At 74.6% G+C, this 13,682-nt stretch carries 10 protein-coding genes and 1 pseudogene; 8 read left to right on the forward strand and 3 right to left on the reverse strand.

The genetic code is table 11. The features are described 5' to 3' along the window. The first annotated feature begins 2 nt into the window (after window positions 1–2). Window positions 3–395, forward strand: coding sequence for a MerR family transcriptional regulator (locus OG594_RS43240; protein WP_266607910.1), 393 nt, complete (start codon window positions 3–5; stop codon window positions 393–395). A gap of 160 nt (window positions 396–555) precedes the next feature. Then, on the forward strand, window positions 556–1,266 hold the full coding sequence (locus OG594_RS43245) for a ribonuclease H (RefSeq protein WP_266607911.1): 711 nt from the start codon (window positions 556–558) through the stop codon (window positions 1,264–1,266). On the opposite strand, the gene OG594_RS43250 is transcribed toward OG594_RS43245, so the two are convergent. Continuing rightward, a complete protein-coding gene (locus tag OG594_RS43250; protein WP_266608868.1) occupies window positions 1,246–1,902 on the reverse strand; it encodes a family 16 glycosylhydrolase in 657 nt (218 codons plus the stop codon). The two genes, OG594_RS43245 and OG594_RS43250, sit on opposite strands and share 21 nt — an antisense overlap. A gap of 369 nt (window positions 1,903–2,271) precedes the next feature. Between OG594_RS43250 and OG594_RS43255 the strand changes: the two genes are divergently transcribed. From OG594_RS43255 to OG594_RS43265, 3 genes are read left to right on the forward strand one after another with little or no spacing between them, the layout of a single operon-like run. After that, entirely contained in the window at window positions 2,272–3,150 is an 879-nt protein-coding gene (locus OG594_RS43255) for a hypothetical protein (RefSeq protein WP_266607913.1), read from the forward strand. After that, window positions 3,150–5,312, forward strand: coding sequence for a bifunctional serine/threonine-protein kinase/ABC transporter substrate-binding protein (locus OG594_RS43260; protein WP_266607915.1), 2,163 nt, complete (start codon window positions 3,150–3,152; stop codon window positions 5,310–5,312). The genes OG594_RS43255 and OG594_RS43260 overlap by 1 nt, the downstream gene beginning before the upstream one ends. 6 nt (window positions 5,313–5,318) lie before the next feature. Beyond that, the gene (locus OG594_RS43265) at window positions 5,319–7,472 is read left to right on the forward strand and encodes a bifunctional serine/threonine-protein kinase/ABC transporter substrate-binding protein (protein WP_266607917.1); all 2,154 of its coding nucleotides are present in this window, start codon (window positions 5,319–5,321) and stop codon (window positions 7,470–7,472) included. 52 nt (window positions 7,473–7,524) lie between these two features. Here the strand turns inward: OG594_RS43265 and OG594_RS43270 are convergent, their stop codons facing one another. Then, entirely contained in the window at window positions 7,525–8,145 is a 621-nt protein-coding gene (locus tag OG594_RS43270) for an L-threonylcarbamoyladenylate synthase (protein ID WP_266607919.1), read from the reverse strand. Window positions 8,146–8,383: 238 nt separating this feature from the next. On the opposite strand from OG594_RS43270, the gene OG594_RS43275 reads away from it, so the two are divergent. Together OG594_RS43275 and OG594_RS43280 are read left to right on the forward strand one after the other, a co-directional pair. Next, the gene (locus tag OG594_RS43275) at window positions 8,384–9,937 is read left to right on the forward strand and encodes a sensor histidine kinase (protein ID WP_266607921.1); all 1,554 of its coding nucleotides are present in this window, start codon (window positions 8,384–8,386) and stop codon (window positions 9,935–9,937) included. Further along, a complete protein-coding gene (locus OG594_RS43280) occupies window positions 9,934–10,632 on the forward strand; it encodes a response regulator transcription factor (RefSeq protein WP_266607922.1) in 699 nt (232 codons plus the stop codon). Before OG594_RS43275 ends, OG594_RS43280 begins: the two co-directional genes overlap by 4 nt. 96 nt (window positions 10,633–10,728) lie before the next feature. Here the strand turns inward: OG594_RS43280 and OG594_RS43285 are convergent. Next, window positions 10,729–11,313: pseudogene (locus OG594_RS43285) on the reverse strand (phosphatase PAP2 family protein); the annotation flags it as partial. Between the two features lie 260 nt (window positions 11,314–11,573). Here OG594_RS43285 and OG594_RS43290 point away from each other — a divergent pair. Beyond that, entirely contained in the window at window positions 11,574–13,673 is a 2,100-nt protein-coding gene (locus tag OG594_RS43290) for a SpoIIE family protein phosphatase (protein WP_266607924.1), read from the forward strand. Window positions 13,674–13,682: the final 9 nt, after the last annotated feature.

The following is a 13,682-nucleotide window of genomic DNA, read 5'->3' on the forward strand; positions in this document are numbered from 1 at the left end:
GGGTGCGACACCTCGGGATCGGTGAGCTCGCTCGGCAGGTGGGGATGAGACCCTCGGCGCTGCGCTACTACGAGAGCGTCGGCCTGCTGCCGCCCGCCGAACGGGCCGCGGGCCGGCGCGTCTACCCGGCCGGCACCGTGCGGCGGCTCGCCCTGATCAAGATGGCCCAGCGGGCGGGATTCACCCTCGCCGAGATCCGCGGCCTGCTCGACGGCGATGCCGGGCGCGGTGCCACCCGGCAGTGGCGTGCGCTCGCCGAGAGCAAGCTCCCCGAACTGGACCGGTTCATCGAGCAGACGCAGATCCTGCGGGACGCCGTCGCCGACTGCCTGGCCTGCGGATGCATGAACTTCGAGAAGTGCGCGCTGCTCTCCGCCGAAGGCCCCGGCTCCTGACCGGTGCAGCCGGCCCGGCCCCGTACGCGGCGGCCTCGGCGACGACCTCGATCAGGTCGGCGTCCACCGGCTCCGTCGCGCGGGCTCCCGGCCGGCGGCCCAAGACGTGCTGCCCGGCTGAGCGATCGGGGAGCCCCGGCGGATGAGGCATGATCGGGGGATGTCTGATCGCATCATCGCCGCCTGTGACGGAGCGGCCAAAGGTAATCCCGGGCCGGCCGGCTGGGGTTGGGTCATCGCCGACTCCCAAGGACGCCCCGAGCGTTGGGAGGCCGGTCCGCTGGGGCGGGCCACCAACAACATCGGGGAGCTGACCGCCCTCCAGCGGCTGCTGGAGGCGGTGGATCCGGGGACGCCCGTCGAGGTGCGGATGGACTCCCAGTACGCGATGAAGGCCGTGACCCAGTGGCTGCCGGGCTGGAAGCGCAACGGCTGGAAGACCGCCTCCGGTCAGCCCGTCGCCAACCGGGAACTCGTCGAGGCGATCGACCGGCTGCTGGCCGACCGCGACGTCACCTTCCAGTACGTTCCCGCACACCGCGAGGACGGCGACAACCTGAACGCGATCGTCGACCAGGCCGCCAGCGACGCGGCGACCAGGCAGGAGGCCGCGGGAACCGCCCTCGGCAGCACGGAGATGCCGGTTCCCGCACCGGCCGCGGCTTCCCCTGCGCGCCGCAAGGCGGCCGCGCCGGGGAAGCGTTCGTCCGCGCGCACCGTGACGGGCGGCGGCGGATCCCGGGCCATCAAGGCGAAGTTCCCCGGCAGCTGCGCCTGCGGAAAGCCCTACGCGGCCGGCGACATGATCACCAAGAACGGCAGCCGGTGGGGCCACCAGGCCTGCGGTTCGCTAGGGCCGGTGGACGCGTAGGTACGCCACCTCGTAGGACATCTGCGAGACACCCGGTTCGGGCGCCGGGTGGTAGCGCCCGGCGCACACGGACAGGTTGACGATGAGGGACGCCCGCCAGTTGCGCCCGACGCCCCGGCGGTCGGCGAAGACCCGGGTGCCGTTGACCCACCACACGACCGAGCGCGAGCCGAACTCGACCTTGAGGTCGATCCAGCTGCCGGGGGCGATGGCGGAGTCCCGGTGGTAGCGCGAGCCGCCCTTGACGTGGTTGGAGAGTTCGAGCAGGTCGGGGTTGTCGGGGTGGTACTCGAAGACGTCGATCTCGTTGCCGCCGTCCCGCCAGGTCCAGATCGCGGGCCAGGCACCGATCTCGGAGGGCAGCCGCACCCGGGACTCCAGTACGTCACCGGTCCGCACCATGAACGCTTCTTCGCTGCCCTCGGTGGTCAGCAGGCCCGCGTTCCACTTGCCGTCCGGGCGGCGGGTCGCCCGGAAGGTGCCGGTGCGGCTGTAGGAGGGGTCGGCCACCAGGTAGTCGAGTTTGTTGTCACCGGTGTTGGTGGGTCCACCGTTCGGATAAGCCCAGGACCGGCCGGCGACCCACTGGGTGGTCGACCTGAAGTCCGCGGTGAAGACCGGGGCCCGGGCGCTCAGCGGTGCGGCCCCACCGGTGGTGGTACCGGTGGAGCGTCCCGTGAGCCGTCGGAGCCAAGAGAGAACCTGAGTGAGCACGAGCGGCTCCTTCCCCATGGATTGACGCTCCTGGAGCATGCCCGGTCGCGGTGCGTTACATACCGGTGGACCGGTTTGTCTTTGACCTGCATCAGGTCCTCGGCGTCTACCGGGCCTCCACCCTCGCCGAACGCCGCCCCGCGGGCGACGTCGAGCGCTTCGCCCGGATGTTGGCCGGAGCCCACCTCGTCGACGTCGCCCACCAGGGGCAGGGGGTGGGCCATGAGGGGCCTCAACATCCCTTTTCCATACGCCAGTTAAGCGGGTCCACGGCGGGGTACGATCCGTGCCGTGGGGGGACTGGTGGGAGAGAGCAAGGGGAAGGCCGTCCTGCGCGCCTGCGGCTGCGCGGTGGCGGGTCTGTTCCTCATCGCAGGGTGTACGGCCGACGGCACGTCCAAGGGCGGCGCGGCGAGCGGCAGCCCGGGCACGTCGGCCACGCCGTCGGGCACGGGCGCTTCGGGTACGGGCGGCACCGGCGCCAGCGCCCCGGCCGCCGGACCGAGCAGTTCCGCCCGGGTCGCGATGCCCCCGGTCGACGAGTCCAAGCAGCCGAAGACGGCCGCCGAGGCCCGCGACCTGCTCGGCCGGATCATCATCGCCGAGCAGGACCTCGGACCCGAGGTCGTGCGCAGCACCCCGTTCGAGAGCGGTCCCGGCCGCTGGCCCGTGCTCGACGAGAGCTGCGTCTGGCAGACCGAGGGCCTGCCGCCCGACGTGCTCGCCACGAGCACCCGCCACTTCCACATCCCGGCCAAGGACGGCCGCGGCCGCGTGCGGATCAACGCCACGGTCACCGTCCACCACAACCGCGAGGAATCCGGCTGGGAGACCGCCCGCGCCATGGAAGAGGTCCTGCGGTGCCCCGAGCAGAAGCTGCGTGAGGGCGAGGACCTCAAGAGGCTGTGGGGCGGTGCCTTCTACCTCGGCGAGCAAATGAACGAATGGACCGAGGACGCCTTCACCGAAACCGGCGAGTACGTCAGCGAGCAGGACGGCGGACCCTACCCCTACACCTGGTCCCAGGCCCAGTTCGGACCCGTGACCGTGGCCATCGCCGCCAAGGGCGCGCAGGGCGTCACCAACGACGACCTGACCGGCTACGTGGCCAACGGCACCAGCCTGATGATGATCCAGGCCAAGCAGGAGCTCGGAAAGGCGGCGGGCTGATGGAGCCGCTCCACCCCTCTGACCCCTCCCGGATCGGCGGCCACCGGCTCCTCGGGCGCCTCGGCGCCGGCGGCATGGGCGTCGTCTACCTCGGCCGTACCGACGACGGCGCGCTCGCCGCGGTCAAGGTGATCCGCGCGGAGTACGCCGAAGAGGCCGACTTCCGGGCCCGCTTCCGGCGCGAGGCCGAGATCGCCGCCGAGGTGGACAGCCCCTGGGCCGTCCGCGTCACCGGCGCCGACCCGGACGCCACCGAACCGTGGCTCGCCACCTCCTTCGTCGCCGGACCCTCCCTCGCCGAGGCCGTCGGGGCCCACGGTCCGCTCCCGCTGCGCGCCGTACGGATCCTCGGCAAGGCCATGGCCCAAGCCCTCGCGGTGATGCACGAGCAGGGCCTCGTACACCGCGACGTGAAGCCCGGGAACGTCCTCCTCGGCATGGACCGGCCCCGGCTCATCGACTTCGGGATCGCCCGCGGCGGCGAGCACACCGCCCTGACCTCCGACGGCGCCGTACTCGGCACCCCCGGCTTCCTCCCGCCCGAGCAGGCCGAGGGCCGCCCCGCCGAACCGGCCGGCGACGTCTTCTCGCTCGGCTGCCTCCTCGCGTACGCCGCCACCGGACGGCTGCCCTTCGGCACCGGCACCGTGGACGCGGTGCTCTACCGCACGGTCCACGACGAGCCCGACTTCGGCCCCGAGGTCCTCGCCGACCCCGAACTCACCGCGCTGCTGCGCACCTGCGTCGCCAAACACCCCGACATCCGGCCCGGCGCGCGCGAGTTGGACGCGGCACTGACCGAGGACACGCCGGGGGAGGGCACCGACTGGCTGCCCGACCCGGTCGTCGCCACCATCGCCGAACGGGCCGCCGCACTGCTCGCCCTGCCCGGCATCGACGAGACCGTCGCCGACCCGGACGCCGCCCCCGCGCCCGGCACGGCCGCGCCGGCGCCCACCCGCAGGCGGTTCCTCGCCCTCGCCTCCGGCGGCGCCGTCCTCGCGGCCGGCGGCGGCCTGGCCGCCTGGCTGGCGCTGCGCGACCAGGACGAGCCCCGCACCCCGGCCGCGGACGCCCCGCGGCAGTGGGTGATCGGTGTGCACGCCGACCTCTCGGGCCCGCAGAAGGCCGCCGGTCAGGCCCAGGAGCGCGGGGTGCGGCTCGCCGTCGACGCCTTCAACTCCCGCAAGGACAAGCCCTTCGCGCTCACCGTCGCCACCGCCGACGACGGTGGGAAGGCGGACCGCTCGGTGGCCGCCGCCACCGGACTCATCGCCAACCGCGACCTGTTCGCCGTGGTCGGCCCCACCGGCAACGACTCCGTGATCCCGTGCCTGGAACTCTACGGCGAGAACTCCGTCCCCCTGGTGACCGTCTCCGCCCTGGCGACGACCTTCAGCATCACCGACCGGCGCAGCTTCTTCCAGAGCTGCCCGATCTCCTCGGCCCAGGCCGCAGCGGTCAACCTGCAACTCGCCGGCAAGCAGGGCGTCCAGCGGATGGGCATCCTCAGCGACCGCGGCGGGGACACGGACACCTGGCAGGCGGCCCAGCTGATCAGCCGCACCATCGGCTACTTCGCACCCGAGGCCACCTACTACGGGCGTGTCGTCCCCCGCGGAGCCGGCGATTTCGCCCCGGTGATCACCGACCTGCTCGCGCACGGCATCGACGGCTTCTTCTACACCGGCACCCCGGCCGGCGGGGCCAAGGTCGCCGGACTGCTGGCCGCCGCCGGTTTCCAGGCGCCGCGGGTGGCCGACTACACCATCGCCGGCCCCGAGTTCCTCGCCGCGGCCGGCCGGGCGGCCGAAGGCTGGCAGTTCTTCACCCCGTACACCGGCCCGGAGGCCCCCGAGGTCGCGGAGGTGGCCCGGGCGCACCAGGCTGCGTACGGGTCCGCCCCCGACATTTGGACCGCGGAGGCCTACGACGCCACCCAACTGATCATCGACCGGCTGGTCACCGCCGCCGCGGGCGGCAACCGCCCGACCCGTGCCGGGCTGCTCACCGCGCTCACCCAGGGCACCTTCCGCGGCCTGACCAAGGAATACGCCTTCAACGAGCGACGACAGGTCACGGGAAACACCTACTTCATGCACAAGGTGGAAGGGGGCCGGATGCGCTACATCGGCCCGGCCGTCCCGCCCGCGGCGGGATAGCCCGGGATGCGCCCCCTCACCCCCGCCGATCCGGCCGCGATCGGCGGGAACCGGCTGCTGGGACGCCTCGGTTCGGGCGGCATGGGCACCGTGTACCTCGCCCGCTCCGCCGCCGGCACCCTGGTCGCCGTCAAGGTCATCCGCGCCGACCACGCCGCGAACCCGGACTTCCGCGCCCGGTTCCGGCGCGAGGTGGAGGCGGCCGGGCAGCTGACCGGTCGCTGGGTGGTCCCGGTCGTCGCCGCCGACCCACTGGCGCGCGAGCCCTGGCTGGCCACCCCCTACGTCCCCGGGCCCTCCCTGGCCGAGGCCGTGGGAGGGTACGGTCCGCTGCCCGTCCGGGCGGTACGGACCCTGGGTGCGCGGCTCGCCGAGGCGCTGGCGCAGGTGCACGCCGCCGGGCTGGTCCACCGCGACGTCAAACCGGGCAACATCCTGCTCGCCCCGGACGGGCCCCGGCTCATCGACTTCGGGATCGCGCGCGCCGAGGGTGCGGTCACGCTGACCGCCGTGGACGCGGTCCTCGGCACGCCGGGCTACCTGGCTCCGGAGCAGGCCCGCACGGACGGCGCCGCGGCGGGCGGCCCGAGCGACGTGTTCTCCCTCGGCTGCGTCCTGGCGTACGCGGCGACCGGGCACGGTCCCTTCGGCGGCGGGCACGCGGCTGCGGTGGTCTACCGTACGGTGCACGACGAGCCCGAACTCTCCGGGCTGCCGGCGGAGTTGCTCGACACCGTGCTGGCCTGCCTGGCGAAGGACCCGGCGGCCCGGCCGACCCCGGACGAGCTGGGCGCCGTACTCGGGGACGACCTCCCCGGCCCGGACGGCGAGGACTGGCTGCCGCCCCCGCTGCCCCGCCTCATCGCCGAACGCTCCACCAGGGCCCTGGACCTGCCCGCCCCGGAGCCGACCCGGATCGATGCCCCGCAGGCGGCCGGTCGGGGCCTCACGCGCAGACGGCTGCTCGGGGCCGGCGCGGGCCTGGCCGTCATCGGCGCGCCGGTCGCCTGGTTCACCACCCGCGGCCGGGCCCGCGGCACGACATCGCCGCCCGCCCGCGCCCTCGCCACCCACACCCTCGCCCTCCTGGCCGACCTGACCGGGCCCGGCAAGGAGATCGGCCAGGCCCACGAGCGCGGCATGAAGCTCGCCGTGGAACGGCACAACAGCCGGTCGGACGCCGCGTTCCGGCTGGCCCTGCGCATCGCCGACGACGGCGGGGACGCCGCGCGCGCCGCGCAGGCGTTCACGGAACTGGCCGCCGACCCCGCGGTGGTCGCACTCGCCGGCCCCACCTGGGACGCCCCCGTACCCGAACTGGCCGTCGCCTCCAGCACGGCCGACCTCGCCCTGGTGCTCGTGTCCGCCGACAGCCCCGCGAACGTCCTCTCCCGGGAGAAATGGCGCACGGTGGTCGCCACCCGCCCGGCCGGCGACCAGCTCGCCCTCCCGGTGATCGACTACTTCAGCCGGATCCGGCCCGTCCAGCGCACGGGCCTGGTGGAGGAGGTCGAAGGCGGCGAGCCCGCTGCCCTGGTCGTCCAGCACCTACAGCAGACACCGCCGTCGGAGGGCACGCTCAGCGTGCACCGGATCCCCGCGGGCAGCTCCGACTTCGCCGGCGCCGTCCGCGCGCTGGCCGAGGCCGGGGCCGAGGCCGTCGTCTACGCCGGCACCTCACCGCAGCGCGCGGCCCAGCTGGCCCGCGCCCTGACCGAGGGCGGATTCCAGGGCCGCCGGATGGGCCTCCAGTTCGCCATGGAACCGGCCTTCCTCACGGCCGCCGGTCCGGCCGCCGACGGCTGGGTGTTCGCCGCCCTCTTCACCGACCCGCTGGCCGTCCCCGCCGCGGCCGAGTTCGTCGCCGCCCACCGCGCCGCGTACGGGCAACCGCCCGCCCGCTGGGCCACGGAGGCGTACGACGCCGTGGGGCTGCTCGCCGCGACCCTGACCGGCCTGGCGGAGGAAGGGCGGGACCGGGCGGGCGTGACCCGCCGGATCTTCCGGACGGCCCACGAGGGCCTGGCCAAACCGCTGTCCTTCGACTCCAACAACCACGTGCTGACCAGAGCCGGTACCGCCCACCTCTACCAGGTCGAATCCGGTGCGTACCGGTACCTGGGCATCTACCCGAAGGTGGCTCCCGGGGCGGGGCGGTGAACGGCGGCCGGGATCTCCTGAGGCTCCCGTGCGGCCGGTGCGGCCGGTGCGACTACTCGAACCGGGTGGTGTCGCCCGCGCCCCGGCGCACGATCTCGACCTCACCACCGGAGAAGTCGATGACGGTGGTCGGCTCGGTACCGCAGTCACCCGAGTCCAGTACGGCGTCCACCTCGTGGTCGAGCCGCTCCTTGATCTCCCAGCCCTGGGTCATCGGCTCGGCCTCGTCGGGCAGCAGCAGGGTGCTCGAGAGCAGCGGCTCGCCGAGCTCGGCGAGCAGGGCCTGCGTGACGACGTGGTCGGGAATCCGGACTCCGACCGTCTTCTTCTTCGGGTGCAGCAGCTGGCGCGGCACCTCCGAGGTCGCGGGGAGGATGAAGGTGTAACTGCCGGGGGTCGCCGCCTTGATGGCACGGAACACGTCGTTGTCGATCTGCACGAACCGGCCCAGCTGCGCGAAGTTCTGACACACGAGGGTGAAGTGGTGACGGTCGTCCAGGTTCCGGATCGACCGGATCCGGCTGATGCCGTCGCGGTTGCCGAGCTGGCAGCCCAGCGCGAAGCAGGAGTCGGTCGGGTATGCGACGAGCTTCCCGCCGCGGATCATGTCGACCACGTTGTCGATGGTGCGCCGCTGGGGGTTCTCGGGGTGTACGTCGAAGTATTTCGCCATCCGCCGAGCCTACGCGGTCGGGACCCCGGCGCCGGTACGGCCGGGCCCGCCCGCCGAAAGGCCCGCCGGCCCGCCCGCCGGGCCTTCCTGCGGAGCTGCCCGCCGAACCCGCCCCGGCCCGCCGAGGGCCGCGGCGACCTGGCGGCGCGCAGCCGTCGGGACCGATGAGGCCCGAAGGTGGACTTTCGGCAGTGCCGCCGGTCCGGGGGAGTTCCGTAGGGTCAGGTGCGTGAGATCAGTGATCATTGAGCCCCGGGTCCCGCAACCGGTCTTACCCGCAGGGCTGTTCATCGCGGCGGTCGCCGCCGTCGGTGCGAGCGTGGCCGACCCGTGGTGGGGGATACCGGCGGTGGTCAGCGCCTACCTCGCCGGCCGCGGACCGGGGCCGGGCCGGAGCGCGGCCGTGGCCCTGGCCGTGGTGCTCGTGGCGGCCGTGCCCGCCGCGATCCTGGTGCCCGGGTGGCTTCCGTGGGCGACCCGGTTCGTACTGACGCTGCTCGCCGCGGCGGTGCTCCCGTGGTTCGCGGGCCGCTTCCGACGCCAGTACCGCGAACTGGTGCGCGCCGGGTGGGAGCGGGCCGCGCGGCTGGAACGGGAACGGTTCCTGCTCGCCGAACAGGCCCGACTGCGCGAACGGACCAGGATCGCGCAGGACATGCACGACCTCCTCGGCCACGAACTCAGTCTCGTCGCCCTGTCGGCGGGAGCGCTGCAGCTGGCCCCCGGCCTCCCCGAGGCCCACCGCACCGCCGCGCGGGACATCCGGTCCAGGGCGGGAGCCGCCGTGGACCGGCTCGGGGAGGTGATCGGGGTCCTGCGCGGACCCTCGGACCCGGCGCCCGGGTCGGAGAGCGGATCGGAGAACGGGCTCGCCGGGATCGGGGGCCTGGTGGACCGGGCCGTCGGGGCGGGACTCGACGTCCGGCTGCGGGTGGAGGGGGAACCGGGGGCCGCGGCGCTGCCGCGGGCCGTCGACCGGGCCGCGTACCGCGTCGTCCAGGAGGCGCTGACGAACGTCGCCAAGCACGCGCCCGCTACCCGCGCCACGGTCGTCGTCCGGCACGGGGCGGGCACGGTGGGCACGGCGGACGGGGAAGACGGGTCGAACGGGTCGAACGGGTCGAACGGGTCGGACGGGTCGGACGGGTCGGACGGGGCGGGCCGGACCGAGGTCGTCGTGACGAACGGGCCGGTCCGCGGCCCGGCGCCCACCGCCCCGCCCTCGGGCGCCCCCGGCGCGACCCATCGACTCGGGCTCCTCGGCCTGGACGAACGGGTCCGGCTGGCCGGCGGCTCCTTCACCGCGGGCCCCGAGGGAGACGGCTTCGCCGTGCGCGCCGTGCTCCCGCACCGGCCCGGCGCGGCCCCGCCGCCTCCCGTCGAGCCTGCCCGCCCGCGCGTCGTACTGCCCCCGGAGCACCGCAGTGCCCGCCGCCGGCTGCGCCGTACCGCCGTCGCGGCCGTGCTGGTGCCGCTGTCCACCGCGGCCGTGCTCGTCCTCGGGGTGCGGGCCTGGGACACGGTGTCGGCCCGGCAGTCGGTCCTCGCCCCGCAGGACCACGTCCGGCTCAGCGTCGGACAGCCCCGCGCCGAGGTGGCGCCGTACCTGCCGGCACGACAGACGCCCCGCAGGCCGGTCGACCCCACCTCCGAACCGAGCGGTGCGACCTGCGAGTTCTACGTACAGACCGCCGACCCCTTCGACGACCGCTCGGGCGACATCTACCGGCTCTGCTTCCGCGCCGGCCGGCTCGTCTCCACCGACACCTTCACCGGGAGGGAAGTCCGATGATCCGGATCCTGATCGCCGACGACGAGCCGATGATCCGTGCGGGTGTCCGCGCCGTCCTCGCCACCGATCCGGGCATCACCGTCGTCGCCGAGGCCGCCGACGGCCACGAGGCGGTGCGGCTCGTGCAGCACCACCGCCCGGACGTCGCCGTACTGGACATCCGGATGCCGGGCACGGACGGCATCGCGGCCGCCGCCGAGATACGAAGGACCGTACCGGCGACGGGAGTCGTGATGCTGACGACCTTCGGCGAGGACGACTACATCCTGCGCGCGCTCGGCGAGGGCGCCACCGGCTTCCTGATCAAGTCCGGCGATCCGGAGGAGCTACAGGCCGGTGTGCGGGCGGTCGCCGACGGCGCCGCCTACCTCTCACCGAAGGTCGCGGCCCGGGTCGTCGCCCATCTCGCGGCCGACGGCGCCGGCGCCCGGGCGGGCCGCCGCTCCGCGGCCCGCGCCCGCGTCGACGCCCTGACCGCGCGGGAACGGGACGTGCTGGGCCTCCTGGGCGGCGGGCTGTCCAACGGGCAGATCGCGCGCCGCCTGCACCTGGCCGAAGGAACGGTGAAGGCCCACGTCAGCTCGATCCTCGCCCGCCTCGGCGTCGACAACCGGGCCGCGGCGGCGGTGGTCGCCCACGAGGCCGGCGCGGTCCCGGCGCCGCCCGTGGGCCGGGCTCCGTACGAGGAGCGCTGACGCCGCGCGTCCGGCAGCGGGCAGCAGGAGGATCCGTACGGTGAGCACGGCGCCCGCCCCGAGCGCCCCGCCCGCCAGGACGTCGTGCGGATAGTGCACGCCGACCAGGACCCGCAGCAGGGCGGCGGCCACGGCCACCGGCAGGGCCAGGGCCGCCAGCCGGGGACGTACCAGCGTCACCCCGACCGCCAGCGCGGCGGCGAGGGTGGCGTGATTGCTCGGGAACGACCAGTCGCCGGGCGCGGGACACGGCCGGGCCGCCAGGGCCCCGGCCACGGCCCGGCACGGCCGTTCCTCGTCGACCAGGAGCTTCAGCGCCTCGCTGAGCGCGTAGGCGGCCACGGTCCCGGCGGCCGCCAGGGCCACCCCGGCCAGGCCCGGCGCATCGCGGCGCCGCAAGGAGTACAGGCCCGCCGCGAGCAGCAGCAGGGCCAGGAGCACCAGGGTGCCCTCGCTCGCCGCCTCCAGTGCCGTGCCGGCCCAGGCGGGCCGGTCGCCCGCCACGCTCCCGGCGAGTGACCGGTAGGCCGTCGCCGAGGCGCCCTCCGTGACGCGTACCGGCTCGTTCGTACCCAGCGCGCCGCCGGGCGCCGCCCAGGCGACGGCCGCGGCGCCCGCCCCGGCCGTCACGCCGGCGAGCGGCAGCCGTCGGGCCCATCCGTATCGGGTGTTCGATTTCATGGGCCCGACCGTAGGAATGCCGGGGCCCGTCCGCCCCGGCCGAACGGCCGGCCCGGACCCCGACGAACGTCGGGTTGCGACGTCCGCCGTTCCGTGCGTGACGAGCGGGCGGCGGGTGCGCGGCGGTCCCGGCGGGGACGCTCCGGACGCTGCCGGGCAGGTTCGGGGGCACGATGAGAGGAAGCCGTGCGCCTCGGACCGCCCCAGGGCGGGTGGCGGCGGGCGGCGCAGGGCCGACGATGCCGGAAGGAGCGTCGCCGATGAGTGCGATCGACGGGGCGGGGACCGGTGGGATCAGACCCGGCATGGCCGGGGTCTCCCCGCCGAGCGGTTTGCTCGACGTCCTGAACGTCGCGGCGGTCGTCCTCGACTCCGAAGGACGGGTCGCGCTGTGGAGCCCGCAGGCCGAGCAGCTGTTCGGCTGGACGGCGGCGGAGGCACTCGGCCGACCCGCTGCCCGGCTGCTGGCCGCCAACGACCACGTGGGCCTGGTCACGGAGCTGTTCGCGCGCGTCATGGGCGGCGCCGGGGACTGGGCGGGGGCGTTCCCGGTGCGGCGCAGGGACGGCACCACGCGCCTGGTGGAGTTCCGCAACATGCGGCTGCTCGACGAGCACGGCGACATGTACGCCCTGGGCATCGCGACCGACCGGACCCGGCTGCGCCAGCTGGAGCGGGACCTCGCCCTGTCCGCGCGCCTGGTGGCCCAGTCCCCGATCGGCCTCGCGGTCCTGGACACCGAGCTGCGGTACGTGCTCGTCAACCCGACGCTGGAGCGGATCAACGGGCTGCCCGCCGAAGACCACATCGGCCGGGGGGTCCGCGAGGCGTTGGCCTTCCTCGACGACGCGGAGGCCGCCGAGTCGGCGATGCGCCAGGTCCTGGCCACCGGAACGCCGCTGCTCGAACAGTTCACGGCCGGCCGCACCCACGGCGGCGACCGCACCGAACACGCCTGGTCGGTGTCGTACTACCGGCTGGAGGACGCCACCGGCCGGGTACTGGGCCTCGCCACCTCCGTGGTCGACGTCACCCAGAGTCACCGGGCGGCCATCGAGATCGCCCGCAGCCGCCGCCGCCTCGCCCTCATCGCGGACGCCACCGTCCGCATCGGCACCACCCTCGACCTCGACCAGACCGCCCGCGAGCTCGCCGACGTCGTCGTGCCCGAGCTCGCGGACATCGCCGCCGTCGACATCCTCGACTCCGTCCTCGAAGGCCGGCCGACCCTGAGGTCCTCCGCCCACGAGCCGGCGGTGTTCCGGGCGCTGGCCCTCGCGGCCGCCTACCCCAGCGACGCCGTCCGCGCCGCCGACCCGCCCGGGGACATCGCCCGCTACGCCGCGGACCGGCTGGTCACCCAGTCCGTGACGACCGGCCACCCGGTCCTCGTCGCGCACGTACAGGCCCAGGACATCTCGCGCATCGCCCGCGACAGCACCGCCGCCGACCTCCTGAGCCGCGCCGGCCTGCGCTCCTACCTGGCCGTTCCGCTGATCGCCCGCGGCGAGGTCCTCGGCGCGCTCGACCTCAAACGCACCCGCAACCCGCTGCCGTTCAACGACGACGACATCGTGCTGGCCGGCGAACTCGCCGCCCGCGCCGCCGTGTGCATCGACAACGCCCGCTGGTACCGCAACGCGCACCACACCGCCCTCGCCCTCCAGCACCACCTCCTGCCGCACCACCCGCCGCCCACGCCCGGCCTGGAAGTCGCCTACCGCTACCGGCCCGCCGCGGCCAGCAGCGAGATCGGGGGCGACTGGTTCGACGCCATCGCCGGACCGGACGACACCACCGTCCTCGTGGTCGGAGACGTCATGGGCAGCGGCATCAACGCCGCGGCCAGCATGGGGCAACTGCGCACGGCGACCCGCACCCTCGCCGAACTCGCCCTCGACCCGCCCCAGGTGCTCCACCAGCTGGACCACACCACCGCCGCACTGGAGGAGACCATCGCCACGTGCGTCTACGTCGTCTACGACCCGCACGAGGCCCGGTGCCGGGTCGCCCTCGCCGGACACTTGCCCCCCGTCCTCATCCGCTCCGGCCGGCGGCCCCGACTGCTCGACCTGCCCACCGGCGCACCGCTCGGCGTGGGCGGCATCCCCTTCCAGTCCACCACCATCGCCATGGACCCCGGCGACCAGCTCGTCCTCTACACCGACGGCCTGGTCGAAACCCGCGACCAGCCCATCGACGAACGCCTCGACCTCCTGCTGACCCTGCTCGCCGACACCGGACGTCCACTGGAGGAGACCTGCGACCGCCTCCTGGACTCCCTGCGCCGCACGGACGACCACGACGACGTCGCCCTGGTCATCGCCCGTGCACGACCCCTGCCGACGGGCTCCGCCTAGGCCATTCCT

Origin of the sequence: Streptomyces sp. NBC_01214 (assembly GCF_026340975.1) — a bacterium.
In the GTDB taxonomy this organism is placed as follows: Bacteria; Actinomycetota; Actinomycetes; order Streptomycetales; family Streptomycetaceae; genus Streptomyces.

Bases quoted from the DNA above. Each gene is read 5' to 3' on its own strand.
- OG594_RS43280 (WP_266607922.1), top strand. From the start codon at position 9,934: ATGATCCGGATCCTGATCGCCGACGACGAGCCGATGATCCGTGCGGGT.
- OG594_RS43260 (WP_266607915.1), top strand. From the start codon at position 3,150: ATGGAGCCGCTCCACCCCTCTGACCCCTCCCGGATCGGCGGCCACCGG.
- OG594_RS43290 (WP_266607924.1), top strand. From the start codon at position 11,574: ATGAGTGCGATCGACGGGGCGGGGACCGGTGGGATCAGACCCGGCATG.
- OG594_RS43265 (WP_266607917.1), top strand. From the start codon at position 5,319: ATGCGCCCCCTCACCCCCGCCGATCCGGCCGCGATCGGCGGGAACCGG.
- OG594_RS43270 (WP_266607919.1), bottom strand. From the start codon at position 8,145: ATGGCGAAATACTTCGACGTACACCCCGAGAACCCCCAGCGGCGCACC.
- OG594_RS43245 (WP_266607911.1), top strand. From the start codon at position 556: ATGTCTGATCGCATCATCGCCGCCTGTGACGGAGCGGCCAAAGGTAAT.